This is a genomic window from Natrinema sp. LJW11, from assembly GCF_056135975.1.
On the sequence record NZ_JBWBDM010000001.1, the window covers coordinates 114,342 to 138,690 of the forward strand.

Genomic DNA, 24,349 nt, shown 5'->3' on the forward strand with positions numbered 1-24,349 from the left:
CGGACCATGGTAGTAACTAACGGACGGCTGTCGCGACCGACTCGCCGTGGCAGAATTCGTCACGACGACTCGAGGCGGAGTGACGGCGGCCGGAGGCGGGCCGCGTCGTCAGGTTACTCGTCGGAGTCGTCGTCGGTTTCACCGCGGGCGAAACTCGCCTGCGGCTCTCCCTGCTCGGCCCCGGCGCTCGGGCCCTCGATGAGCGCCTCGAAGTCGTCGGCTTCGTCGTACTGTTCCCGGTAGACCAGCGCCGCCTTCCCCGTCGAAGAGATCTCGTACAGCCCGGATCGCTCCGCGGGACCGATCTTGCGGACGAGACCGTAGTCTTCTAACACCGGTAGTCTGGTATTGATGTTCTTCCGGCTCTTTCCCGTATGGGCGGCCAGATTCGTTGCAACGTTGCGACCCTTGTCCTCGAGCGCCTCGAGGATCAGGAAATCAGTTGGTTGTCGGAGTTTCACTCTCTTTCACTCTCGTACCGTACTATATTTCCAGTGGTAACTAATACTTTCGGCTCGAACGCGCGTGTATCTACTAGTCATTCGTTTTGGAAATGCCGATATCACGGAACCGGCGGTCCGACGCGATGACTCGTCGCGGCAGCTATCGCGCCGACTGCAACGATTGACACACCGATCGCACAGTCCGCGGTTCTCGCTCACTCCGTTCGCTCCGAACCGCGCCGCTCCGAACCGCACCGCTCCGAACCGCTATCGGGCCTCGATGGGAGGCGCGGTGGACGCGTCGGACCGAGCGACCAGATCGGCTCCGGTCGATCCCAGCCACGAGAGAAACGACGCGACCTCGGCCGGCGACTCGACCCGACAGGACGCGCTCGAGGGAGCGTCGTCGCCGACCCGAACCCCGAACCCGTCCGGTTCGACGGCTCGAAACGCCGACTCGTCGGTGACGTCGTCCCCGACGTAGACGGCGGCGGTCCCCGGCGGTTCGTCCGCGGCGATCAGTTCGACGGCGTTGCCCTTTCCCCACGGGAACTCCGGTCCGATCTCGAGGATCCGTTTCCCCGCCGAAATCTCGAGGGCGTCGCCGCCGAAGCGGTCGACCACCTCGCGAGTGATGTGGCGGGCGATGGGTTCGGCGGCCGGCGGTACGGATCTGAAGTGGACCGTCCCGGTCAGGCGCTTGTTTTCGATCCGGCAGTTCGGAACGGGGCGAAGCGCGGTCTCGAGAACGGCGCAGATCCGGTCGACGCGGGCGGCGCGTTTGCGCGCGACCGGATGGACGGCGATCGTTCCCGTGCGCGCGAGTTCGAGGCCGTGGTTTCCGGCGTAGATCGACGGCCCGTCGACGCGCTCGCGGACGTCCGTCAGGGCGCGGCCGCTGACGACCGCCGTCGTCACCGACGGCGTGTCTGCGAGCGTCGCTACCGCGCCCCGATTCTGGTCCGTCGGGACCGCGGCGTCCGGATCCTCGACGATCGGCGCGAGCGTGCCGTCGAAATCCAGACAGACGAGCAACCCCTCGGCCCGCTCGAGCCGCTCGCGAATCCGGGGCAGTCGCTCGTCGATCGGCCGCGGTGATGATTCGGTCCTCGTCATCGGCTATATCGGCGGCGTTCGTTCGCGGGAGTCCGACTCGCGTTCGGACCGCGGTTCGGTCGTCCGGGAATCGTCGTGGACGCGTCGAATCCAGTCGAACTGCGTCTCCATCCACGACTCGATGTCTCCGTCGAAGACGCGCTGACGAAGCGTGTTCAGCCGCCGCTGGCGTTCGTAGGTGGACAGGGTGAGCGCGTGCTCGATCTGGGTCGCGAAGCCGTCGGTATCGGTCGGATCGATCGTCAGCGCGTGCGAACCGAGCCGCTCGTGGGCTCCCGTTCGGTCGCTCAGCAACAACGCGGAGTCGCCGTCGACGCTCGCGGCGACGTACTCCTGTGCGACCAGATTCATCCCGTCGACCAGCGGACTCACGATCATCACGTCCGCGTGTCGATAGAGCGCACAGATGTCCTCGCGAGGCAGCACATCCTCCGTGTAGACGATCGGCCGCCAGTCGGCGGTTTCGAAGCGTCGATTGATCCGCTGGACCTCGCTGCGGACGAGTTCGCCGTACCGTTCGTAGGTCTCGATATCCGTCCGGGAGGGCGTCGCCTTCTGAATGAACGTGAACTCGCCGCGCCGGTCCGGATTCCGCTCGAAGAACCGCTCGAGCGCCGCCAACCGCTCCGGAATCCCCTTGCTGTAGTCGAGGCGGTCGAGCCCCAGTCCGATCGCGGTCCCCTCCGGGATCCCGTACTCCTCGAACAGGCCGGAGAGGCGGTCCAGATCGGCCGATCGCGCGTCCCGGTCGTACGATTCGGCGTCGACGCCCATCGGCGTCGCGACGACGCGGGTCGTCCGCCCGTCGTACCGGATCGTTCGCCGAGCGAAGTCGACGGACGCCCTCGGGAGGAACTGATCGACGCACCGCAGGAATTGATCGGCGTACCGATCGACGTGAAAGCCCAACAGATCGTTCCCGAGCAGCCCCTCGAGGACGCGGTCGCCCGCCGGACAGTGCTGGAAGGTGTCCGGCGTCGGCCACGGAATGTGCCAGAAGTGCGCGACGGTCGCGCTCTCGGGAATCGAATTCTGGATCATCCGCGGCGCGAGCGCGAGGTGGTAGTCCTGCAGCCAGATCACCGAGTCGTCGTCGGCGTGCTCGCCGACTGCGTCGGCGAACTGTTCGTTGACCGTCCGATACCACTCGAAGTCGTTCGATCGATCCTCGATCAGGTCGGGAAAGCCGTGGCAGAGCGGCCAGAGCACGCGATTACTGAACCCGTAGTAGTAGGACTCGACCGCCTCGTCGGATAGCTCGAGCCGTCGGAGCGTGTACGCCCCTTCGTCCGGCGGGACGGCGACGCAGTTTCGCTCGTCCGTGACCGCGAAGTCGGCGTCGCCGTCGCCCCAGGCGATCCAGGTTCCGTCGGTCTCCCGGACCACGGGATCGAGGCCGGCGGTCAGCCCGCCGGTCGGTTCGTCAACCGTGATGGACCGCTGCGTTCCCGTCTGATCCCCGCCGTCCGTTCCCGCTGGCGGGCTCTCGTCGGTATCCGGGGAGCCGGACTCCGGAGTCGGATCCGGCTCGTCTTCGTACTCGTGACGATACGGTTGCCGGTTCGAGACCACGATCAGCGAACCGGGACAGGTGGGGCCGTCGTCGCCGGACGTTTCGTCCGCTCGTCCGCGGCCGTCGGCCCGAAGCTGTCGACTGTGCACAGCCATCGACGACAACCGCTCGGTAACTCGCATTCGCTGAAAAAACAGAGCGCCCCGACTGGTTGCTCCGCGGCCTGCGACCGCAGGGAGGCTAATAGGTTTCCGCTACTACTCGCGTCCGGCCGACCGTTCGCTCGAGGAGACAGTCACCGATCGGCACTGGCCCGCTGCTGTCAGCGAGGGCGAGACGGTCCGACAGTGGATCGCCCGGGACTGATCCGACTCTATGACGAGCGAACGGCGTTCGATAAGGGGGACGCTACGTCTCAGTTCGGACCGACCAACCGCCGTGCGGTGGCGCGCGCTGGGCCGCGGTGAATGCTAATGAACCGCGGCATGAAGCCGTGCGAGGGATGAGCGAGTGCAACGAGCGAATCGGCTGGGGAGGACGTGGCGATCCCCTGTTGCCACGATAGCAGGGCGCTTTGTTTCCCGTCTTCCCATCAGCACACACCGTACCATTCACCATCGATGGGTACTCCGATCGACGAACGCTGATACGGTGGTGGTCCGCCTGATCGTCGGTTTCGTCGGGTTCCACTCCTCGAGCCACGCCACAAGCGAGGACCCCGATCTCCGGCGTGCACTCCGTCCTCTCCCGCTCCCGTTTCGGCAACCAAACGTTGATTCCTCGCTCGAGCGAACCGTCCCCTATGAGACCCCCGTTCGAACGCCGGATCGAGGCCTGTCGGGGCCGACTCGAGGAAGCGGGAGCCGACCTGACGGTCTGTTTCCCGAGCCCGAACCTGACCTACCTGACCGGATTCGACGAGTCGCCGTCCGAACGACACCTGCTACTGTTCGTTCCCGCGCGCGGCGATCCCGCGCTCGTCGCGCCGGCGATGTACGAGGCCGAATGCTCCGAGCTGCCGATCGAGAACCTGCATCTGCAATACTGGACCGATTCCGACGACCCGCTCGAGGCCGTCGAGACCGTTTTGGAGGCCTGTTCGCTGATCGGCCCCGATACGTCGACCGTACTCGTCGACGATCGGATGTGGGCGACGTTCACGCAGGAGCTTCGAGAACTGCTCCCCGGCGCCGAATTCGGGCTCGCGAGCACCGTCCTCGAGCCGTTGCGGATCCGCAAGGACGACGGCGAACTCGCGGCGCTCCGCCGAGCCGGCGAACTCGCGGATCGCGTCTCGCTCGAGATTCGCGAGCGCGGGGACGAGCTGCTCGGGACGACAGAAGCCGAACTGGCCGGCGAGATCGACCGACTGCTCGCCGCGGAGGGCGGGGCGGAACCGGCCTTCGAGACGATCGTCGCGAGCGGTCCGAACGGGGCCCGTCCGCACCATCACGGCGGCTCGCGCGAGCTCGAGTCGGGAGATCCCGTCGTCCTCGATTTCGGCGCCTTCGTCGCGGCCGATCTCGAGGCGGGAGCCGGCCGGTATCCGGGCGATCAGACTCGAACGATCGTCGTCGGCGAGCCGCCAGCGGAGTACGAGCGCGTCCACGAGACCGTCAGGGAAGCCCAGCAGGCCGCCATCGACGCCGTCGAGCCGGGCGTCACCGCCGGCTCGATCGATCGCGCCGCTCGATCGATCATCGAGGAAGCCGGCTACGGCGACGCCTTCGTCCACCGGACCGGCCACGGGGTCGGCCTCGAGGTGCACGAACCGCCCTACATCGCGGCGGGCAACGACCGCGAACTCGAGCCGGGGATGGTCTTCAGCGTCGAACCGGGGATCTACCTCGAGGGCGAGTTCGGCGTCAGAATCGAGGATCTCGTCGCGGTGACAGAGGACGGTGCCGAGCGGTTGAACGAGACGCCCCGCGGCTGGGAGACCGGTCGGTGAGTCGGCGAATGCGGAGACAGTTCGATCACTGTCGAAGAGAGATGCCGTGTTTCTGGTGAAACAGCCCTTCCGTTTGGCGATGGTGATTCGCGGCCGGGTCAGTATCGCCTACCCCGGAAATCGAGCCGCGGACGTCCGGACGGCCCGGTAACCGAGACGATCACCGATGGCCCGTTTGATCGAATGCGTGCGGGCAGTAGGCGGTCGCGGACACACACCGGGTTTCCGGTGTGGGTCGCTCCCACGGCACCAGTAGTCGGTTCGCCGAGACTGCGGCCCGAGCGCGAGAACGAGTGGAACGCGCAGCGGTCGAAACGCAGGGAAAGGCCGCCTGCTGACATCTGCCTGAGAAGTTCCCGTCGGACTCGCCGTCTCAGTAGTAGTACAACTCGAGTTCGTGACCGCAGTTCCGGCAGCGAGTTTCCTTTCCGAGGAGGCGGTTCGAATCGCTCTCCGAGTGGATTCCCGGGCCCGGCGGGACGGATGCGGCGATCGTCGCATCACACTCCGGACACCCGATATCCATTGCTGCGTGACCTGTACGAGACATGCTTCGGACGTATTCGATGATCCACGATAGTTATCGTAACCGTAAGCGACCACCGGTAACCGGTCGGGACCGATCGATTACGGTACGAACGAATTTATCGACTGAAACATAGCTCCCGCGCGAAGGCTTTTCGATGGTCGACCGGCTCTTGTTTCGGCGATCGGCCGACTCTCACCGTCGTTCCGTCCGAAAGCCGTGGTTTCCACGCTGAAATCGACACCCTCCATCCGGAGGCTGTCGCAACGCGTGGCTCCGCCTCGAGCGGCTCGAAACGGATAGTGAACTGTCTCGTGAACGATCTCAAACTGTTTCGGCCCTGAACCGGCTCAGACCGTGTAGCTCAGTTCATCGAAGTCGAAAAACGCGGTCTCGTAGCCATCGTGGCGGGACACTTGCGGCGGCGAGTCGATCGAGACCGTCACGCGGTCGCCGGACGCGAGCTCGTCGATCGCGACGCCGTAGTGGTGGCCGATTTCGTGATCGAGCGCTTCCGTGAGTTCGTCCTGTCGGACCGAACCGCTCCCCTCGACGGCCGCTGACAGGGACGTAAACGGGAGGACGATGTCGTTGTACGGCGTTCTGGGACTGATCGCCAGATATGAACTCCCGTCGGCGAATCGGTCGTCGTCGGAGATCAGCGCGACGAACGCCGCGTCACCGCTGCGCTGAGGCTCGAAGACCTGGCCGGGAAGGTCCTCGATCGGCACCCCCCGTCCCATCGGCGGCTGTCCGGCCCCGTCACCGTGGCCACCGCCGTCGCCGCCGTCACCGTCTCCTCCGCTGTCGCCGTCCCCGCTGTGTCCACCGTCGCCGCCGTGATCACCGTGGGTCATCAGGGGCAACGCCTCGCGACTTCCCCGCCGATCCTCGGGGATCGTCTCGAACGAGAGGTCGTGAACGTCCGACCGAGCGTACTCGAAGTCGATCTCGAGCGAGCCCGACGACTCGAGACGGCCCTCGAACGACCCGGTCCGCTCGATCCCGGTGGGGGCGACGGTGACCCGAACTGTGTACTCGCCTTCCCCGGGAAGCTGGACGTTATCGCCGTAGTGAAACCCCATTCGCTGGGAGATCATGGGCCACGGCGACGAGGTGCCGGTATCGACCGGTTCGCCGCCCTGCGAAACCTCGAGGCGCAGGGTCGCCGGGAGGACGGTGTTCGTCTCGCGATCCCAGACGGAGACCATGAGGTGGAGGCTGTCGTCGGCGTCGACCTCGACGAGCGTCTTCCCCTCGCTGGTGGCTTCGACGGTCCAGAATCGATGGGGGAAGGTGTACGACAGCGCGGCCGCGTAGTCGCCGTCGGTCGCCGTCCCGTAGGTCCCCATCTCCTCGCGCGATGCCGGGAGGTAGACCGCGTCGGGTCTGTTCTCGACGAGCGGCGGGTTCGCCCACGCCGATTCTTCTTCGAAGCCGAGTCGCTCGAGACAGCCGGCGAGTCCGGCGGTTCCGGCGGCACCGACCGCTGCTGATCCACGGAGAAAACCCCGGCGTTTCATCGAGTGACGGTTGGGTATCGGCGATCAAACGCCTGTTGGTTCGTCCGTCGAAGGGGCGGAGCCGGGATCGCGCCGCTCCGGGTGCCCGCTCGATCGGCGACGGAGGCGGCCACGTCTGCGTGTCGGTCCATCGACCACGACGCACCGGGACCGACTTCGGCGATCGAACCAATGAACCTTTGATTACGGGTTCCGACGAACTAGACATGGAACGGCGGACATACCTCGGCTCGCTCGGGGCAGCGGGGATCACGAGCGTTGCCGGCTGTCTCGGTGATCTACTCGGCGGAGACTCCAATCCGGATACGATACTCGACCCACCGGAAGAAGATGCCCAGTACGGTGACTTCTCGTATCCGACGTACGGCGAGGAGTTCCCGTCGTTTTCGCTCACCGATCCGCTCACGGGAGACCCCATCTCCCGCGACGATTTCGTCGGCGAACGCCCGTTCGTCATCACGTACTTTTACGGATCCTGTCCCGACGGCATGTGCGACGCGCTCCTCCAGCACCTCGCTCGGATACAGGAAGACGCCATCGAGAGCGGCTACGAGGACGACGTCGGTTTGCTCGCGGTGACGTTCGACCCCGACCGTGACACGGCCGATGCCCTTCGGACTTACAGTGCAGATCGGGGGATCGATCCCGACGCAGGACGCTGGCATTACCTCCGCCCCGAGGACAACGAGACGGCCAAAAGGGTCCTCGAGGAGACGTTCGGTCTCCCGCTATCGGGAGGGAAGGAACCCTCGGGTGACGAATCGGAAACCAACACGTCGGATACCGAATCGACGAACAGTACCGCGGATACCGGATCGGAAAACGAGACCGACACTCCCGAGTCGACGAACGAATCGTCCGGCACCGACGACACCGAGTACACGTTCACGCATTCCGCGCTCGTTCAGATCGTCAACGACAGCGGAATCGTCGAGCGCGCGTATCCGAAAGCGAGCCAGCAACGTGACGCAGTGAACACGCAGGTGATGGTCGAAGATACGAGAACGGTCGTGGGGGTGGACGAGTAGCGATGCGTCGCCGCGAGGTCCTCGCCGGCCTCGGCAGCGCGGGCGTCGTCGCCGGTGCCGGTGCCGTCGCAGCGTTCGGCGTCCCCTCTCTGAACGACGACTCCGACGACTCCGGACTCGTCGGCCGGCAGCACGAACCCTACGAGATCGAGACGGCTGACGCGCCGGGGAGCGAAGCCGGCACCGCCACCGTCCCCGCGCCGGACCGTCCGACGTTTATCGACTTCTTCGCGACGTGGTGTGATCCCTGTATCAAACAGATGGACGCGCTCGCTACGACCCACGAGCGAGTCGGCGACGAAGTCCTCTTTCTGTCCGTCACGAGCGAACCGGTCGGCGAGACGATTTCCGAGGCGGAGCTCGCCGAGTGGTGGGACGAAAACGACGGCGACTGGACGGTCGGCCTCGATCCGACCTCGGAGCTCACCAGCCGATACTGGGGATCGCCCTATCCGTCCGCCGTGGCGATCGACGCCTCGGGGACCGTCCGGTGGCACGATTCCGGTATCAAGACCGCCGACGAACTCGTCGCGGGCATCGAACGCGCCCTCGAGGGCGGGGCCGAGTGAGGATGGTCGACGCGACGGGAACCACGTCGATCGTGTTCGCGCTGTCGACCGGGGTCGCGACGTTCTTCTCCCCGTGTGCGTACCCGCTCCTGCCGGGGTACGTGGGCTTTTACGTGAGTCAGACCGACGGCGAGCGGGCGTCGCTCGGCGGCGCGTTGAGCCGCGGTTTGCTCGCGGGGCTCGGCGTCCTCGTCACGTTCACCGCCCTGCTCGGGGCGACGTTCTGGGTCGGCCAGTCGACGCTGTCGTCGATCAAGTGGTTCGAAGCCATCGCCGGGTTCGTCCTGATCGGTTTTGGCGCGTTAATCGTCGCCGGCCGCGCGCCGTCGCTCTCGATCCCGCTCCCGAAGCGTCGCTCGAGCACGCTCGGCTTCGGGGTCTTCGGCGTCGGCTACGCGCTGGCGTCGGCCGGCTGCGTCGCGCCGCTGTTCATCAGCGTCGTCACCCGCGCGTTATCGCTGTCGACGACCGACGCGCTGGTCCTCCTGGGGACGTACGTCGGTACCGTCGTCGTGCTCATGGTCGCGTTAACCGTCGCGACGGGGATGGGTCTCCTCGCCGGTGCCGGCCGGCTCGCGGCCTACTCCGGCCTGCTCAAGCGGATCGCGGGAGTCGTGATGATCGTCGCCGGGATTGGGCAACTGTACCTGGCGATCGTCGTTTTCGACCTGCATCGCGTGTTTCTCGAGTTGCTCTGACGCCGCCGCTCGCGACGCGACGGTTCGGTCCGGCGTTCAGCGGTCAGATCGACCGATCGAACTCCGTGTGAAACGGACTGAATTGGTATCAATCCTCCCGAAGCGAGTCGGCGCTTTATATTCGACGTGAGCGATGCGAGAAGAGCATGAGCCGATATCGTTGCCCGAACTGTCTCGAGGAGTCGGGAGAAGAAGCGGCCCGATCGGTGACCGATGCGGGGCTCAACCGTCGCTTCGAGTGCCGGAACTGCGGGCACGGGTGGGAGGTAGTGTTCTGAGGCTGCCCGGCCGATGGATAGCCGGCAGGCAACGGCAGGTCAGGGATGTATCCGACCGTCGCTCGAATGGATAGTTAACCGATGTATCAGGACTTACTGCTCGCGACGGACGGGAGCGACGCGGCCCGTCGAGCGACCGATCACGGGATCGAACTCGCGAATCGACTCGACGCGACCCTCCACGTCCTCTCGGTGTCGGAGGACGGCCCGCACGCGGAGAACCAACAGGATCAGCTCCGGAACGATCCGGAGGATGCGGCCGCCGCGGCCGCCGCGGAGGCCGAGGAGTCGGCGACTCGAGAGGGCGTCGACGTAACCACGGACATCCGCCACGGCGTCCCCCAAGAGCAGGTCGTCGACTTCGCGGAGACGAACCCGGTCGACATGGTGATCGTCGGAACGGCCGGCCGATCCGGGCTCGATCACCTCATCTCGGGCAGCGTCGCGGAGGAGATCGTCCGGAACGCACCGGCCCCGGTCCTCACGGTTCGAGAACGATCGTAACGGTGCAGTCATAACGGCCCCCGAATCCGGTGGTTAGTCCGCCTACTCCCCCGCGGCGTGCGGGTACGAGACCCATAGTTATCTTGCAAGAGAGCGATCCGGCCGGTATCGTGGCCGCTTTCGTGGCTGCTCGCTCGGCTCGTGCGCTCGGTCGTTCGGGACTCGGTCGTCCGGCGATTCATCGATCAGGAGTCGATCGGACCGGACGGTACCGACCCGGGGCGCGAGAGCTGAAGCGGACCGAATCGGCGGTGATCACCGAGTGAGCGACGGCACCGCAACCGTCGTCGGTGACGCTCCCTGCGTGCTGGTCGTCGGCGATTCCACGGCCGCCGACGACACGATGGAGACGCTTACCGGCCGGCTCGAGGCCGGGCCGCTACTCAGGGAACGAACGCTCGAGGGGGCCCGCGAGCGACTCGCCGAGCGCGAGGTACACTGTCTCGTCTGCCCGTTCGTCCCGGCCGACGACGGACGATCGGAACCGAGCGAAACGTTGCTCGAGCGCCTCGCCGCCGGAGCCGACGATCGGCCGATCGTTGCCGTCCTCGGCTGCGACGACGCCGACCGCACGGACTCAGATCACGCCAACTGCGCCGACCGCGCGCTCGCGGCGGGGGCGACAGACGTCGTCGCTCGCGACGAATCTCCGACGGTGCTGGCCGCTCGAGTGAGAAACGCCGCCGAGCGAGCTCGATTCCGTCTGGCCGCGGCGGAATCCGATCGGCGCTACCGATCGATCCTCGAGAGCGCCGGCGCGGTCGTCTGGGTGCTCGACGCCGACGGCGACGTCGAGTACGCGACGCCGGCGGTCGAGTCGCGGCTGGGGTACACGCCGACCGAACTCGAGCGGGCGGCGATCGATCGGCTCGTTCACCCGGACGATCGAGCGACTGTTCGCGAGGCGCTCGCCGCCGTGACCGACGCGCCGGTCGGGACGACCGAACGCGTGACCCCGCGGCTCGGCCACGCCGACGGCACGTGGCACGTTTCGGAACTGGCCCTCACGAACCGGCTCGCGGATCCGACCGTCGAGGGTGTCGTCGTCACCCGAACCGGTGCGGGATCGGCGGCCGATTCGGCGATCGACGACGGGATTCGCGCGGGCGTCGACCGGCTCGCGGACGCGTTTTTCACCCTCGGCCCGCGGGACGAGCTCCGGTACGCGAACGACGCCGCGATGTCGCTGTTCACCGGCACCGATACCGGTATCGGCGGGGGAACTGGGGCCGAGACGAGCACTGCGGAGCGCTCGAGCGACCGCGCCGACCCGATCGGAACCGTCGTCTGGGGCCTCCTTCCGGACGACCTCGGCGAGGCGCTCTACGACGCCGTTCGAGCGGCCGAGACGACCGGGTCCGCCGAAACGTTCGGAACGACCCGTTCCCGACTCGAGGGTGAACTCGCCGTGACCGTTCACCCCGGCGACGACGGCGTCTCGGTCCACGCGCGGGAACGTCCCCCCGACGCCGCGACCTCGGTGAACGAAGACCGCCTCGAACTTCTCGAGTCCGTCGTCGACGCGCTCGACGACGGGATCGCCGTCCTCGAGGGGGAGACGATTCGGCTGGCGAACCCGGCGCTGCTCGATCTCGCCGCTGCGGACGCGCTCGTCGGACGGCGGCTCGAGGACGTGTTCGCCGACGACCTCGCGGCGACGGTTCGGGAGCGGGCTCGATCACCCGTCGTCCGGTGGATGGAACCGATTTCGGGCGTTCTCGCGACCGACGCGTCCCCGCCGGTCGACGTCTTCGTCGCGCCGCTTTCGGATCCCGACCGAACGCTCTGCGTCGTCCGCGACAGGGGCGGCTCTCGGGGGGCCGCCCTGTCGTCGATCCGACGCGCACTCGACGGGCTCCGCCGGGCCGAGACGCCGTCCGCCGTTCGAGACGCCGCCACGGGCGCCGTCCGGGAACTGGCCGGCGCTGACGTGGCCGTCTGGTATCGCGTCGACGACGACCGCCTTCGTCCGGCGACGGTCGCGACGGCCGACCGCATCGGTGGCGACCGGCGCTCGCTCGACCCGCCGCCGATCGATCCCGACGGGAGCCCGCTGTCCGATGTTCTCGAGGACGACGGGTCGGATGCCCACTCGAACGATGACGGAGCGGCCGATCGCCCCGAGAACGAGGGACCGACGGTCTACGAGCGGGCGGAGTTCGCGGACCTCGTCGCGCGCGCTGGGCTCCGAGCCGAGCGAGTTCTCGCCGTCCCGGTCGCGAACCGCGCCGTGATCCTCGCGACCAGTACCGAACCGATGGCGTTCGACGGGCTCGAGTCGGACCCGATCGAGGCGGTGACGGACGCCGCGACGATCGCGCTCGAGTCGCTCGAGCGCGCCGACGATCTCCGAGCGTTTCGGCGCGAGCGAGCCCGCCTCGACGCCGTCGTCGAACGGACGGAACGGGTGTGGGACGCGGGGCAGTCGATACTGGCTGCCGACACGCGCGAGGCCGTCGAACGGCGGCTCTGCGAGGCGATCGTCTCCCTGACCCCGCTCGAGTCGGAGGGAGAAATCGAACTCGCGTGGGTCGGTCACGCGGACGACGGCCGCGAACGGGTCGTCCCGTCGACGTGGGTCGGCCGCGACGGCGAGTTCCTCGAGTCGGCGACCGTTCCCCTCGAGACTCCCGTCGACGCGCCGACGGGAGCGGCGGCCGCGACGCGCGAGCCGGTCGTTCTCGACGACCTCTCGGTCGATCGGCGCGAGCACGCGAACGAGGACCGGTCGTGGCGACGGCGGCTCCTCGAGCGAGGATTTCGGTCCGCGCTCGGTGTGGTGCTCACCGCTGACGGCGTCCGGTACGGAACGCTGACCGCGTACGCGGACCGGCCGTCGGCGTTCGACGACCGAACCCGACGCGCCTGTCGTCACCTCGCCTCGATCGCCGGCGCCGTGATCGGGGCGATCGAGCGGAAACGCTCGTTGCTCGCCGATCGGATCGTTGAACTCGAGGTCGTCGTCCGGGACGACGCCGAACCGCTGTCGTCGATCGCCCGCGGCATCGATCGACCGCTCGACGTACGAGCGATCGTCCCGCGATCGTCGGGCGGATCGACGGTGTTCTGTACGGTCGACGGGGACGATCCGGACGCGATTCGAGAGACGATCGGGTCGCTGTCGGCGGTCGACGCGGTTTCGATCGTCGACCGCGACACCGGCGGGACCGTCCTCGAAATCGGCCTGCGGGAACCCACCGTCGCGCGACCGATCGCGGATCACGGTGGCGTCCTCCGATCCGTCACGCCGGTCGACGGTCGCTGCCGGCTCGTGATCGAACTCGGCGAGCCGGTCGACGTTCGCTCGTTCCTCGGCCACCTCGAGCGAGCCCATCCCGGAACGGAGCTGGTCGCTCGCCGGAAACGCGAGCGATCACCCCGGCCGGTGCGCCCGTTCGACGATCTGCAGCAGCACCTCTCGGAGCGCCAGCGGCGGACGCTCGAGGCGGCCTACTATAGCGGCTTTTTCGAGTGGCCGCGCGAACACACCGGCGAGGAGGTCGCCGAATCGCTCGGGATCTCCCAGCCGACGTTCAGTCGCCATCTCCGGCTGGCCCAGTTGAAGCTGTTCGAACTGTTGTTCGACGAACTCGAGGCCGACTGAGACGGGGTGCTATCCCGATGTACCGGCGCGGCTGCAGCGACGTCCCAGCGCGACCGCGAACCGTCCTGCGGTCGCGCCAAAACTGACTGCCAGCAGGTCCACACGAGCCGCCATCACCCGATATTGCCCCGGTATTTTCGTCTTACTACGATCCGCTCGAGTCGGTAATACCGTCTTTCCGCCGGTGCCGGTACCCATCAACGCACCGATAGATGAATATAGATTGAGCGGCGGACCGGCTCCGTTTCCGTGTATAGCGCCCACGATCATGTCCTCGGCTCCTCTTGGGGCATTCGATGAGTGCGTTCGAGGTAAGTCGTAATTACGCCGGTCATCTCTCCGGATGGCGGATGGATTCGTGAGCATCGATATCGCCGACGTCGAGGAGGGCGTCGAGGAAGTCACCGACGCCGATTCCGAAACGAGCGTCGAGCGAGCCACGGACGCCGGGAACCCCATCGAATCGATCAGCGACGCGTCCGGTGACCGATCGGGCGTTCGATCGGAAGCCGACGGCGGGATCGTCGTCCAGCTTCGACTCGATCACCCGGAGCTGTTCTTGCGCTCGACGATTCGGCACGCGTCGGACGTCGCCGTCGAACCCGATTACTGGACCACCGTCGAATCGGGGCGGACGCTCGTGTTCGTCACCGTCTACGGTACCGCGTTCGACGCGTTCGAAACCGCCCTCGAGACGGATCCGACGGTCACCGACCCCGTCCTCGTCGACCGCTACCCCGACAGACGCGTCTACCGGATCACGCGTACCGACCGCGCGACGACGTTCACCGCCGAGATCGCCGCAGCCGGCGGCCGCCTGCTCGACCTCTCGAGCGCTCGAGACGGCTGGCAGGTGCAGCTTCGGTTCGCCGACCGGGATCGACTCGTCGCGTTCAACGACTACTGTCGCGAACGCGAAATTTCGGTGACCGTCGATCACCTGCGCGTCTCCGACGACGGCGACGACGGCGTCGTCGCGCTGACGGCGAAACAACAGGAGCTGCTCACCGTCGCCTACGAGGAGGGGTATTTCGACGTGCCGCGTGGCATCTCTCAGAACGAACTCGCGGATCGACTCGGCGTCTCGAAGTCGGCCGTCTCCCAACGACTGCGGCGGGCGATCGGCGAACTCTGTTCCGCGACGCTCTGCTGACCGGCGGACCCGGCCGTCACTGTTGATATCTCTCGAGTATCCACTCGTTTCGGTTGACTCGACGACTCGAGACGCGGTTCGAGAAAAAACGAAGCGGCGATCGGAGCGATGGCGGTCGACGACGCGCGAGCGATCGCCGTCGACCGTGGACGGCCGGAGCCGTCTCGACCCCGCTTCAGTGAGGCCGTTATTCGTCGGACTCGTCTTCTTTCATCGAGCCCAGCTGGGAGACGAGTTCGTCCGTCGAGACGTCGGACTCGAACGACATTTCCCCCTTGTGTTCGTGTTCGTGGACGTTGACGGCTTCTACGTCCTCGTCGTCCGTGCTCTGGTCCTGTTGTTCGGATTCATCGTAGCTACCAAAACCCATACGCGTACAACCCACCCCACCGCAAAAGGTGTGGCGGTTCGAGCCACCGCCCCGGCGGGTCGACCCATCGCGCGCGCGTCTCGACGATCTCGGTTCGGAACGCAGCCTGCGGTCGCGGTTTCGCCCCTCCGTGACCGACCGCCGAAACGACGCTGTGTGTCGCGTTGCGAACTGCGACGACTGTTTTCCGTTCCTACGTCAGTTGGGTAGTCGCTACCGCTCGTTCGACGCCCCATACTCGAGCGCCGACTCCCTGTTTGTTCGGCGTACTTTTCAGACCGATAGGACAGTTCGCACGTTTTCCGCGGAGAGAGCGTCCCAAATCGACAGTTCGTGTCCGGCGGCGGGTTGCGATCCTGTTCGACACTGCGATCGACATGGGCTGCGGTCGACGGCCAGTGATGGTGTACCCTGTGACTACGGCGCTCAGTAGTCCGTCTATAGTAATGGGTTCAGGAGGTTTGAAGTCCTCTCATGGTTGCGTACCGTTCGTCGTCTCGACCAGTTACTGCGAGTCAGCAGCCCTCCACGATACTTCTATCGCAGCGTTCGGGGGCAGAGAAGCAGCTGCCTCATCGGCGGCAATCGAACCCGTGTCCGGACCACGCGAACAGTCCGAGCGTCCCGACGGGTGGTGACTAACAGATGTGTGGAATCATCGGCCGCGTCGGAGACGGCAACGCCATCGAGCCGTTGCTGACCGGGCTGGAGAACCTCGAGTACCGGGGCTACGACTCGGCGGGGGTCGCCGTCCAGAACGGCTCCGGTATCAACGTCGAAAAGCGCTCCGGGAAGGTCGAGGAGCTGAAGGAATCGATCGGCGAACCGCTCGACGGGGAAGTCGGAATCGGACACACCCGCTGGAGTACGCACGGGCCGCCGACCGACGCGAACGCTCATCCGCACACGGACGAGAGCGAGGACGTCGCGGTCGTCCACAACGGGATCATCGAGAACTACGTCGAACTCAGGAAGCGACTGGCCGAGAACGGATACGTGTTCACGAGCGAGACCGACACCGAAGTCATTCCGCACCTCATCCAGTACTACCTCGACGCCGGATTCGACAGCGAATCGGCATTCAGGCGGGCGATCGACGAACTCGAGGGCAGTTACGCCGTGACCGCGATGGTGTCGGGCGAGCACGTCCTCTACGCGGCCCGGCAGGGCTCCCCGCTCGTCGTGGGGATGGAAGACGGCGAGTACTTCCTCGCGAGCGACGTTCCGGCCTTCCTGGAGTACACCGATAGCGTGGTCTACCTCGAGGACGGTGACGTCGTCATCGTCGACGAGGACGGCGTCGAGTTCACCGACCTCGAAGGAAATCCGATCGTGCGGACGTCCGAGACGGTCGAGTGGGATCCCGAACAGGCCGGGAAGGGCGAGTACGATCACTTCATGCTCAAAGAGATCAACGAGCAGCCGACGTCGCTGGCGCAGGCGCTCGAGGGCCGGATCGACCCCCTGAACGGTCGGATCGCGCTCGCCGATTTCGAACCGGGGGCGTTCGACGACGTCGACAGCGTCCAGTTCGTCGCCTGCGGAACCTCGTATCACGCGGCCCTGTACGGCTCGCTCGCGCTGAATCAGGCGGGGGTGCACTCGACCGCGTTGCTGGCCAACGAATACAGCGCCTCCGCGCCGCCGATCGACGACGACACCTTGGTGATCGCGGTCACCCAGAGCGGCGAGACGGCCGACACCCTGAACGCGCTCCGCCAGGCCGCCGCCGAAGGTGCTCGCACGCTCACCGTGACGAACGTCGTCGGCTCGACGGCCGCACGCGAGGCCGACGACACCCTCTTCATCCGCGCCGGCCCGGAGATCGGCGTCGCCGCGACGAAGACGTTCTCATCGCAGGCGGTCATGCTCACGCTGCTCGGCCAGCGCATCGCCGACGACGCCCGGGGCGAACCGCCGGCCGATCTCGAGTCGCTCTTGCCGGAACTCGAGTCGATGCCCGGGAAAATCGACGAGCTCCTCGAGTACTCGAGCGCCGCGGCGATCGCCGACCGGTACAGCCGGAGCGAGGCGTACTTCTTCATCGGCCGCGGGCTCGGCTTCCCCGTGGCGCTCGAGGGGGCCCTGAAGTTCAAGGAGATAACCTACGAGCACGCCGAGGGCTTCGCCTCGGGCGAACTCAAACACGGACCACTGGCGCTGGTCACGCCCGAAACGCCGGTGTTCGCGATCTTCACCGGACAGGAAGACGAGAAGACGCTGAAAAACGCCGAGGAGGCACAGACCCGCGGAGCACCCGTCGTCGCGGTCTGTCCCGACGGCCACCCCGCCGTCGAGGTGGCAGACGAACACCTGCGGATTCCCGACACCGATCCCGATCTGGCGGGGCTGGTCGCGAACGTCCAACTCCAACTCGTCTCCTATCACGCCGCCGACCTCCTCGACCGACCGATCGACAAACCGCGAAACCTCGCCAAGAGCGTCACCGTCGAGTGAGCCGGAACGATCGACCTCGAATCGGGCGCGGCTGACACGGTTCGCGCCCGAAGCCGCCTCCGCTCCTGTCAGCGCAAATCGGCCACATCGCTCGGTGGAGTCGCCGCGCTCGCGCATCGATCCAGCGCGTCGGATCTCCGTCTCGAGACGGCGCTTCCCGTCGGTCTCGAAGTGTCCAGTCTCAAAGTATGGAGCGCCGCCTCCGAACAGCGCACGGACCGACCGATCGGACTCGAGTAAGGGTCTCGAGGCCGCAGGACGCGAAACCACCCCCGTAGTCTCGAATCCACACGGCGTCGGTCGTGACGACCCGTACTCGACCGATGTCGGAATCGAACGTGGAGGGTCACTGTGGCGATCGAGTTACGGTGACGGCGTCACCGATTTCGTGGGTATCGACCGATACCCTCCAAGTAGTCTAGGTGTTCGCCGCTGTATAAAGGGTGTACCTGATTGCTCCGGGCGATCGACGCGTCCGGTCGCGCGCGAGCGAGAGTGGAGGCGAGATATCCGCTGGCGGGCGTTTACGACGGATCGGATCGCGGCCCGTCCTCACCGATCCCGTTCGACCGTTTCACCGGGAGCCGTGGTCGCGCCGGTCGCGAGTCTCAGCCCGGGCGTCAGACTCGCGTTGATGCCGGTCTTCGCCCCGTCTCCCGCGACGACGCCGAACGTCCGTCGGCCCGTCGAGAGCCGTTCGCCCTTGACCGTAAACGAGACGTCCGCTTCGTCGTGGCGGCGATTCGCCACCGTCGTTCCCGCACCGAAGGTAACGTTCCGACCGAGAACGCTATCGCAGACGGAAGAGCGGTGGTTCACCGACGCTCCCCGCGAGAGGACGCTGTTTTTCACCTCGACACCGCTTCCGACCGACGCGTCTTCGCCGACCACCGTCGCGCCCCGGACGGACGCGTTCGGGCCGACGGTCGCCCCCGACCGGATCAGCACCGGTCCCTCGATCACGACGCCGGGCTCGATCGTCGCTCCCTCCTCCACCACGACTCGTCCCTCGAGGTGAGCGGCGTCGCTGACCGCGCCGTCGATCCGGCGCTCGAGTTCGCCGACTTTCCACTCGTTGGCCTCGAGCAGTTCCCAGGGACGGCCCACGTCCAGCCACCGGTCGAGCGTGATCGGCGTGACCGCGTCCCGCTCGATGACCCGCGTGAGCACGTCCGTAATCTCGCGTTCGCCCCGTTCGCTCGCGGGCACCTCGAGCCACTCGCGGGCGTCCGCCGGGAAGGCGTAGGCCCCCGCATTGGCGAGGTTCGTCGGCGGCTCGTCCGGCTTTTCGACGATGTTCGTGACGGTGCCGTCGGTCGTACTCAGGACGCCGTAGTTGCGCGGGTCCGACACCTCGGCGGCACAGACCGCCGGACACGCGTCGAACAGCCGGTCGATGGCGGCGGGATCGTAGAGGTTGTCCCCGTTCAGGACGGCGAAGGGGCCGTCGATCTGTTCGCGGGCCGCGTCGACGGCGTCGGCCGTCCCCGTCTGCGCTTCCTGAACGGCGTAGGAGACCGGGACACCGCGGTATTCTTCGCCGAAGTAGTCCCGGACCGTTTCGCCCTCGTAGCCGACGACGAGCGCGATCTCGTCCGCACCGGCGTCGATGGCGGCGTCGGCCGTCTGGGCGGCCAGGGGTCGGTCGGCGACGGGGAGCATCGGTTTGGGTCGGGACGCGGAGAGCGGCCTGATACGCGTCCCCTCACCTGCCGCGAGAAGGATGGCTTTCATCGGATCGACGTACGCCGATCCGGCGGATAATTATGCGTCGAGCAAGCGTGATACCGGGCCGTTTAGGGCTCGGATACGGCCCGTCACCGACCGACGCCCACCACTGATAACTGCATTGCCGGATATTCCCGGAGCGTTTCGCACCGAGCGAACGGGTGTGTTACGAACCGTACTATCCTCTCGCTCGGGGTTCCCGCGTCTGAAGACGCGGGCGGATGCCAAAGAGCTGGTACGGGAGTCGACTCGAGCGGCCGACCGATGCATCGCCGACCCGATTCGGAGACTCGACTCGGTGTCCCATCTCGGCCGAATCCGACTCGAACCCGAACCGGACACTACCGAATCGGACGGGGATCCGAGCGATCGATACGACAGTCCAGACTCGGTCGCTCCGAGATGACGAACACGGGGTAGAAACGGGCCGAAATACGATATTTCGTTTCGGTAATTTTGTATTTCTCTCGAATGCGGGCCTAATACGTTCGATATCTGGAGTGTTTCGCTGGGGTATCAATCGCCGCCGGCAGCGCGAACGGCCGGTCTTCACGTTGATTATGCGGTCTATAGTAAATACCGTTCTGTGGTTACGACTTGTTGATGTCGACGGATCCATCCGCGAACTGGACGCCAATGACGTCCGGCCAGCAAACGACCGCCCCCCGATGTGTCAACTGTGGCAACCAGGTAACTCGACAGTTCGCTCGCGTCTTCGGCGACAATCGCGACGTCGTCCACGCCTGTCCCGACTGCGCGACGTACCGCGAAATGAAGACCTCCGATTTCATCCCGAAAGAAGCCAGATAACCCGTTCGTAACACCCGTCTCGAGCGCTCTACCGTCGGCCGCAGCGCTCTCAGATCAGTTGCCGCCGTCGTCACTCCCCCTCGTCGCGACGGCCTCGGTAACTACCGCCTGTGCCTCCTCGAACAGCGCCTCGGCGTCGGCCGCCGACCGCGCCTCCGCCGTGACGCGGATCAACGGCTGCGTGCCGCTGGCCCGAAGCAGGAACCAGCCGTCATCGGTCTCGACCCGAACGCCGTCGAGCGTATCGATCTCGTCGTATCGCTCGCTCACCCCCTCGCTGACGTCGGTCATCACCGCCGCCTTCGCTCCCACTTCGATCGACGTGCGTCGGATCGGATACCCCTCGGTCCCGGCGACCAGTTCGGAAAGCGGTCCCCGCTCGGCGACCAGTTCCACCAGTTTACACGCCGCGAGCGGGCCGTCCGGACACAGCGTCTCGTCGGGCCAGATCCACGCGCCGCTCGGTTCGCCGCCGAAGACGACGTCGGTCTCCGTCGCCCGCTCCGCGACGTACACGTCCCCGACCCGCGTCCGCGTCAGCGACGCGCCGACGTCGGCAACCGCGTCGTCGACGGCCAGACTCGTGTCGACGGGGGCGGCGACCCGGTCGCCCGATCCCGCCGCTTCTCGAGCGAAGAGAGCCAATAACGCGTCTTTCGGGACGAAGGTTCCCGTCCCGTCGACGGCCACCATTCGATCGGCGTCGCCGTCGTGAGCCACCCCCAGCTCGGCGTCAGTTTCCGCGACCAGGATCGAGAGCGTCTCGAGGGTCTCCGCCGTCGGCTCGCTCGGCCGACCGGGGAAGGAGCCGTCTTCCTGCCCGTTGAGCGTCCTGACCCGACAGCCGAGGTCGTCGAGCACCGACGCCGTCACGCCGCCCGCACCGTTTCCGATATCGACGACGACGCTCGGCGACCGCTCGAGGGCCACCGCCGACTCGATCGCGGTCGCGTGATGGTCCCGAACGCCGTCGCGACGCGTTCGATCGCCGACCCCGTCCCACTCGGCCAGTTCGTAGTCGTCCTCGTGAACCCGCCGTTCGACGGCCGCGCGCTGGTCGGGGCCGAAGGCCTTCCCCGACGGGTTCCAGAGTTTGAGCCCGTTATCGGTTTCCGGGTTGTGCGAGGCCGTCACCACGACTCCCGCATCGGCCCCGAGGTGGTGGACCGCGCGGGCGATCGTCGGCGTCGCCTCGACGCCGACGTCGACGACGTCGGCACCGCACTCGCGCAGTCCCGCGCTGACCGCCTCGACGAGCATCGAGCCGCTCTCTCGAACGTCGCGGCCGACGACGACCCGATCGTGTCCCTCCGAGGCGACGGCGCGGCCGACCGAAAGCGCCAGCGCCGCCGTCACCTCGTCGCCCACCCGCCCGCGAATACCGCTGGTTCCGAACATATCGGTTCCTGAGGTGGGCTACCGCCTTACTATGCACGGGTTACTGCCGTCCGCTCCGCGCTCCGTCGTCGGGTCCACAGCGGCCCGCACCGCCGCCTCGAGCGGTCGTCGACTGTCGATCCGCGCGGTGATCGACGCGGGTGACCGTCCGATCGGAGACTCGTTAGTTCCTCCCTGCGATTCTGAACTGTCGGTACGGTATATGTGGCTCACACCGGTACGCTCGAGCGAGAATGAGAGAGCAAGGACCCGCAGCCCGCCGATGTAGTCCGTCCGTCGGGAGACGTGATCTCGAGCCGACGACCGCACGTGTCACTCGACGGGCTCCCCCGCCCCGTCCCGATCGGACCGCTTCCGACGGACGGTCCTCGGAATCGCCGCGCGGTATCCCCGGTGACCGAGAGACATGAGTGCGACCGAATCGGATCCCGACGTCGACGAGAACACCGATGCCAACGAAGCCACTAGCGGTGCCGAGGGGACGGCTGCTGGTGAGGGGACGGCCGATGATGCGGGAAGCGGCGAGAACGAGGAAACGTGTGCCGAGAGCGCTCTCTCCGAGTTTCCGCCGAGCGCGAAACTCGTCTACAAAGTCCTCGAGTACGAGGGGCCGCTGACCCAAGAGCGGATCGCCGCCGAATCCAGACTGTGTCCCCGGACCGTCCGTTACGCGCTCGGCAAGCTCGAGGACGGCGGCCTCGTGACCAGCCGAGTCTGTCTGGAAGACGCCCGCCAGTCCAAGTATCGAATCGGCGAGTAGCGAACGGAGCGCGTTCCGGTTATCCCGTCTCCACCGGCGCGGAAAACTGTCACCGACTGCGGTTCCAGGTGAGCGTGTCGGGAGTGCGACGGGAGTGTCATTTTCGACGGACAGGTCGACTGTCGTCGTCTCGTTCAAGGGGGTGTGCAGTTACACCTGTGCAGTCGGCTCTGGGATGAGAGAGTACTTTATATGCCGCGCTCAAGTGACACACGCACAGGCGAGAGCAATGAGTCAGGACGTCATCGAGATACTATTTGGCGACCCGTTCGCCGTTATGAATACGATCGGCCTGGTCGCGTTTGCACTCGTGGGATCATCGAAGGCGATCCGGGAGGGGTTCGACGTATTCGGGATCACCACCGTCGGACTGGCGATGGCGTTCGCCGGTGGAGCAACGCGCGATCTTCTCGTGGCACGAACTCCGTTAGCACTCCAGTCGCCGATCGAAGTCAGTCTGGGGCTACTCGGAGTCGGCTTGGCGATCGCGCTGAGCGTCGTTCTGTCGTCTCCGGAAACGCATCCAATCACCCTTGTCTCGGATGCTATCGGGCTTGCTGCCTTTGCGACGACCGGCGCTATCGTCGCAACTGAGGCGGGCGTTTCACCGTTTGGGGTCGTCGCAATAGCGACGATCAACGCCGTGGGCGGTGGTGCGTTCGCAGATATTCTTCTCGATCGACCCCCGTTCATTCTCTTCGAGGATTTCTACGCGAGTTGTGCGGTCCTCGGTGGAAGTGCGTACTGGCTCGTGGGAACGGTCGGCGCTACCGGAAGTACGGCTGCTGGAGCCTGTGCGGTAGTGACCGTCGTGACTCGGGTAGCCGCGGTGACGTACGATTGGAACCTCCCGACGGCACAAAACTTAGGACTATTGAGGAGTTGATTCGGTTACAAATGAGCGATTCCTCGATCAGGTTACGACTCAATTCGGTTCGAGGGCCTGCACACTCACCGAGATAAAGTAGACGAACATGAACAAGAAAAAGCCCACGATAAGCGGAATGAGCCGGGCATCGATGACGGCGAGTTCCAACAGTGCGACGAGTGCGATTCCGCTGACGAAGACCAGAATAACGAAGACACCGACCGCGTAGTAGAACCGAAGATCGGATTCGAAGTACTCTCCTATTCCCATGTTCTTCTGTTGATAGCTGGCGGAGAAAAGTGTGTTGTTAGTATCCGACGCGGAGTCGGGGAAACCCCCTCGTGGGTCTCGAGTGCGACAACGAGTGCGACGGCGAAGTTCGCTATCGACGCGACTGGTAACCGCTGATAGTCACTGCAGTCCGACACTACAACAGCTATCTGATCAGAAGAAACACTCGGTTTAGTGATTGGTATCGTAGCCGCGGGTCTAGTCCTGGCACTCTCGGACCTCGATCGTTCCGTCGGTGGCCACGGTGACGAGCAGATCGTCGACGGTGAATGCGATGACCAGCTCCGAAGTCGCGGATTCGAGAAGCGTGTCGAGGGCGTCCGGGTCGAGGTACTCCCCAAACGTAAAATCGACCTCGGTGGGATCTTCCTCAACGTAGTCTGCAATCGTTTCGATCACCTGTACACTATCGGGGACCGGAGGAGAAGGGGACGGGGACCCTGTGTCGCGCTCAGTCATCGCTATACAAGGTAATACTGTAACCTTTGTATAACAGTTGCGATATTTAGAAATTCCGCTCGAACGTGATTTCCACCGGTCTCAATTCGTTTCCGGCGAATTCCTTCAGCACGTCAGAGGAAACGTCGGTTATCTCCCCTTCGACGGAAAACGCTATCGTCTCCCCGGAGATAGTGATGTCAACGTCCTCGAGTTCGACATTTGCATCGTCTGCAACATTAAGAGTCATCCCCATGTCTCTTCACAGCAGTGATATGATATAAATAGATGCCGAAACGGTTGTCAACTCACTATATATTTGA

At 65.7% G+C, this 24,349-nt stretch carries 22 protein-coding genes; 12 read left to right on the forward strand and 10 right to left on the reverse strand.

Features of this window, described 5'->3' with window-relative positions; translation table 11 throughout:
- Positions 1-113: 113 nt before the first annotated feature.
- The 3 genes from AC0QDI_RS00605 to AC0QDI_RS00615 form a co-directional block, all read right to left on the reverse strand.
- Positions 114-461, reverse strand: coding sequence for a winged helix-turn-helix domain-containing protein (locus AC0QDI_RS00605; RefSeq protein ID WP_474664225.1), 348 nt, complete (start codon positions 459-461; stop codon positions 114-116).
- A 249-nt stretch (positions 462-710) separates the two neighbouring features.
- A complete protein-coding gene (gene otsB, locus AC0QDI_RS00610) occupies positions 711-1,559 on the reverse strand; it encodes a trehalose-phosphatase (RefSeq protein ID WP_474664227.1) in 849 nt (282 codons plus the stop codon).
- Positions 1,560-1,562: 3 nt separating this feature from the next.
- Entirely contained in the window at positions 1,563-3,254 is a 1,692-nt protein-coding gene (locus AC0QDI_RS00615) for an alpha,alpha-trehalose-phosphate synthase (UDP-forming) (RefSeq protein WP_474664229.1), read from the reverse strand.
- 620 nt (positions 3,255-3,874) lie between these two features.
- Between AC0QDI_RS00615 and AC0QDI_RS00620 the strand changes: the two genes are divergently transcribed.
- Entirely contained in the window at positions 3,875-5,023 is a 1,149-nt protein-coding gene (locus AC0QDI_RS00620; protein WP_474664231.1) for a M24 family metallopeptidase, read from the forward strand.
- 876 nt (positions 5,024-5,899) lie between these two features.
- On the opposite strand, the gene AC0QDI_RS00625 is transcribed toward AC0QDI_RS00620, so the two are convergent.
- Entirely contained in the window at positions 5,900-7,072 is a 1,173-nt protein-coding gene (locus tag AC0QDI_RS00625; protein ID WP_474664233.1) for an iron transporter, read from the reverse strand.
- A gap of 206 nt (positions 7,073-7,278) precedes the next feature.
- On the opposite strand from AC0QDI_RS00625, the gene AC0QDI_RS00630 reads away from it, so the two are divergent.
- The 7 genes from AC0QDI_RS00630 to AC0QDI_RS00660 all read left to right on the forward strand — a co-directional run bounded on the left by AC0QDI_RS00630 (position 7,279) and on the right by AC0QDI_RS00660 (position 14,906).
- A complete protein-coding gene (locus AC0QDI_RS00630) occupies positions 7,279-8,100 on the forward strand; it encodes an SCO family protein (protein ID WP_474664235.1) in 822 nt (273 codons plus the stop codon).
- Positions 8,101-8,102: 2 nt separating this feature from the next.
- A complete protein-coding gene (locus AC0QDI_RS00635) occupies positions 8,103-8,669 on the forward strand; it encodes a TlpA family protein disulfide reductase (protein ID WP_474664237.1) in 567 nt (188 codons plus the stop codon).
- Positions 8,670-8,671: 2 nt separating this feature from the next.
- On the forward strand, positions 8,672-9,367 hold the full coding sequence (locus AC0QDI_RS00640; RefSeq protein ID WP_474664239.1) for a cytochrome c biogenesis CcdA family protein: 696 nt from the start codon (positions 8,672-8,674) through the stop codon (positions 9,365-9,367).
- A 146-nt stretch (positions 9,368-9,513) separates the two neighbouring features.
- On the forward strand, positions 9,514-9,645 hold the full coding sequence (locus AC0QDI_RS00645; RefSeq protein ID WP_474664241.1) for a hypothetical protein: 132 nt from the start codon (positions 9,514-9,516) through the stop codon (positions 9,643-9,645).
- Between the two features lie 81 nt (positions 9,646-9,726).
- Positions 9,727-10,149 carry a universal stress protein gene (locus AC0QDI_RS00650; protein ID WP_474664243.1) on the forward strand — a complete coding sequence of 141 codons (423 nt, stop codon included), beginning with the start codon at positions 9,727-9,729 and terminating at the stop codon, positions 10,147-10,149.
- Positions 10,150-10,411: 262 nt separating this feature from the next.
- The gene (locus AC0QDI_RS00655; RefSeq protein ID WP_474664245.1) at positions 10,412-13,753 is read left to right on the forward strand and encodes a bacterio-opsin activator domain-containing protein; all 3,342 of its coding nucleotides are present in this window, start codon (positions 10,412-10,414) and stop codon (positions 13,751-13,753) included.
- 358 nt (positions 13,754-14,111) lie between these two features.
- Positions 14,112-14,906 carry a helix-turn-helix domain-containing protein gene (locus AC0QDI_RS00660; RefSeq protein WP_474665636.1) on the forward strand — a complete coding sequence of 265 codons (795 nt, stop codon included), beginning with the start codon at positions 14,112-14,114 and terminating at the stop codon, positions 14,904-14,906.
- A 187-nt stretch (positions 14,907-15,093) separates the two neighbouring features.
- Here the strand turns inward: AC0QDI_RS00660 and AC0QDI_RS00665 are convergent, their stop codons facing one another.
- Positions 15,094-15,276 (reverse strand): DUF5786 family protein, encoded by a 183-nt coding sequence (locus tag AC0QDI_RS00665; protein WP_474664247.1) that lies wholly within the window; start codon positions 15,274-15,276, stop codon positions 15,094-15,096.
- Positions 15,277-15,921: 645 nt separating this feature from the next.
- On the opposite strand from AC0QDI_RS00665, the gene glmS reads away from it, so the two are divergent.
- On the forward strand, positions 15,922-17,733 hold the full coding sequence (gene glmS, locus AC0QDI_RS00670; RefSeq protein WP_474664249.1) for a glutamine--fructose-6-phosphate transaminase (isomerizing): 1,812 nt from the start codon (positions 15,922-15,924) through the stop codon (positions 17,731-17,733).
- A 552-nt stretch (positions 17,734-18,285) separates the two neighbouring features.
- On the opposite strand, the gene glmU is transcribed toward glmS, so the two are convergent.
- Positions 18,286-19,467: a bifunctional sugar-1-phosphate nucleotidylyltransferase/acetyltransferase gene (gene glmU, locus AC0QDI_RS00675; protein WP_474664251.1), complete on the reverse strand. Its 1,182-nt coding sequence runs from the start codon at positions 19,465-19,467 to the stop codon at positions 18,286-18,288.
- Positions 19,468-20,064: 597 nt separating this feature from the next.
- Here glmU and AC0QDI_RS00680 point away from each other — a divergent pair.
- Positions 20,065-20,271: a DUF7563 family protein gene (locus AC0QDI_RS00680; protein WP_066296984.1), complete on the forward strand. Its 207-nt coding sequence runs from the start codon at positions 20,065-20,067 to the stop codon at positions 20,269-20,271.
- 54 nt (positions 20,272-20,325) lie between these two features.
- Here AC0QDI_RS00680 and glmM read toward each other — a convergent pair whose 3' ends face one another.
- Positions 20,326-21,669 carry a phosphoglucosamine mutase gene (gene glmM / locus AC0QDI_RS00685; RefSeq protein ID WP_474664253.1) on the reverse strand — a complete coding sequence of 448 codons (1,344 nt, stop codon included), beginning with the start codon at positions 21,667-21,669 and terminating at the stop codon, positions 20,326-20,328.
- Between the two features lie 406 nt (positions 21,670-22,075).
- On the opposite strand from glmM, the gene AC0QDI_RS00690 reads away from it, so the two are divergent.
- Together AC0QDI_RS00690 and AC0QDI_RS00695 are read left to right on the forward strand one after the other, a co-directional pair.
- On the forward strand, positions 22,076-22,429 hold the full coding sequence (locus AC0QDI_RS00690) for a MarR family transcriptional regulator (RefSeq protein WP_474664255.1): 354 nt from the start codon (positions 22,076-22,078) through the stop codon (positions 22,427-22,429).
- 229 nt (positions 22,430-22,658) lie between these two features.
- Positions 22,659-23,315, forward strand: a complete 657-nt coding sequence (locus AC0QDI_RS00695) for a trimeric intracellular cation channel family protein (protein ID WP_474664257.1) — start codon at positions 22,659-22,661, stop codon at positions 23,313-23,315.
- 39 nt (positions 23,316-23,354) lie between these two features.
- Here the strand turns inward: AC0QDI_RS00695 and AC0QDI_RS00700 are convergent, their stop codons facing one another.
- The 3 genes from AC0QDI_RS00700 to AC0QDI_RS00710 all read right to left on the reverse strand — a co-directional run bounded on the left by AC0QDI_RS00700 (position 23,355) and on the right by AC0QDI_RS00710 (position 24,282).
- A complete protein-coding gene (locus tag AC0QDI_RS00700) occupies positions 23,355-23,567 on the reverse strand; it encodes a hypothetical protein (RefSeq protein WP_474664259.1) in 213 nt (70 codons plus the stop codon).
- A gap of 219 nt (positions 23,568-23,786) precedes the next feature.
- Complete coding sequence (locus AC0QDI_RS00705) at positions 23,787-24,047, reverse strand: HalOD1 output domain-containing protein (protein WP_474664261.1); 261 nt, start codon at positions 24,045-24,047, stop codon at positions 23,787-23,789.
- Positions 24,048-24,093: 46 nt separating this feature from the next.
- Complete coding sequence (locus tag AC0QDI_RS00710) at positions 24,094-24,282, reverse strand: hypothetical protein (RefSeq protein ID WP_474664263.1); 189 nt, start codon at positions 24,280-24,282, stop codon at positions 24,094-24,096.
- Between the last annotated feature and the right edge of the window lie 67 nt (positions 24,283-24,349).

What these genes read in the sequence shown, in the direction of transcription:
- otsB (WP_474664227.1), bottom strand. Translation starts at nt 1,559, where the DNA reads ATGACGAGGACCGAATCATCACCGCGGCCGATCGACGAGCGACTGCCC.
- AC0QDI_RS00615 (WP_474664229.1), bottom strand. Translation starts at nt 3,254, where the DNA reads ATGCGAGTTACCGAGCGGTTGTCGTCGATGGCTGTGCACAGTCGACAG.
- AC0QDI_RS00620 (WP_474664231.1), top strand. Translation starts at nt 3,875, where the DNA reads ATGAGACCCCCGTTCGAACGCCGGATCGAGGCCTGTCGGGGCCGACTC.
- AC0QDI_RS00625 (WP_474664233.1), bottom strand. Translation starts at nt 7,072, where the DNA reads ATGAAACGCCGGGGTTTTCTCCGTGGATCAGCAGCGGTCGGTGCCGCC.
- AC0QDI_RS00630 (WP_474664235.1), top strand. Translation starts at nt 7,279, where the DNA reads ATGGAACGGCGGACATACCTCGGCTCGCTCGGGGCAGCGGGGATCACG.
- AC0QDI_RS00635 (WP_474664237.1), top strand. Translation starts at nt 8,103, where the DNA reads ATGCGTCGCCGCGAGGTCCTCGCCGGCCTCGGCAGCGCGGGCGTCGTC.
- AC0QDI_RS00640 (WP_474664239.1), top strand. Translation starts at nt 8,672, where the DNA reads ATGGTCGACGCGACGGGAACCACGTCGATCGTGTTCGCGCTGTCGACC.
- AC0QDI_RS00645 (WP_474664241.1), top strand. Translation starts at nt 9,514, where the DNA reads ATGAGCCGATATCGTTGCCCGAACTGTCTCGAGGAGTCGGGAGAAGAA.
- AC0QDI_RS00650 (WP_474664243.1), top strand. Translation starts at nt 9,727, where the DNA reads ATGTATCAGGACTTACTGCTCGCGACGGACGGGAGCGACGCGGCCCGT.
- AC0QDI_RS00665 (WP_474664247.1), bottom strand. Translation starts at nt 15,276, where the DNA reads ATGGGTTTTGGTAGCTACGATGAATCCGAACAACAGGACCAGAGCACG.
- glmS (WP_474664249.1), top strand. Translation starts at nt 15,922, where the DNA reads ATGTGTGGAATCATCGGCCGCGTCGGAGACGGCAACGCCATCGAGCCG.
- glmU (WP_474664251.1), bottom strand. Translation starts at nt 19,467, where the DNA reads ATGAAAGCCATCCTTCTCGCGGCAGGTGAGGGGACGCGTATCAGGCCG.
- AC0QDI_RS00680 (WP_066296984.1), top strand. Translation starts at nt 20,065, where the DNA reads ATGTCGACGGATCCATCCGCGAACTGGACGCCAATGACGTCCGGCCAG.
- glmM (WP_474664253.1), bottom strand. Translation starts at nt 21,669, where the DNA reads ATGTTCGGAACCAGCGGTATTCGCGGGCGGGTGGGCGACGAGGTGACG.
- AC0QDI_RS00690 (WP_474664255.1), top strand. Translation starts at nt 22,076, where the DNA reads ATGAGTGCGACCGAATCGGATCCCGACGTCGACGAGAACACCGATGCC.
- AC0QDI_RS00695 (WP_474664257.1), top strand. Translation starts at nt 22,659, where the DNA reads ATGAGTCAGGACGTCATCGAGATACTATTTGGCGACCCGTTCGCCGTT.
- AC0QDI_RS00700 (WP_474664259.1), bottom strand. Translation starts at nt 23,567, where the DNA reads ATGGGAATAGGAGAGTACTTCGAATCCGATCTTCGGTTCTACTACGCG.
- AC0QDI_RS00705 (WP_474664261.1), bottom strand. Translation starts at nt 24,047, where the DNA reads ATGACTGAGCGCGACACAGGGTCCCCGTCCCCTTCTCCTCCGGTCCCC.
- AC0QDI_RS00710 (WP_474664263.1), bottom strand. Translation starts at nt 24,282, where the DNA reads ATGGGGATGACTCTTAATGTTGCAGACGATGCAAATGTCGAACTCGAG.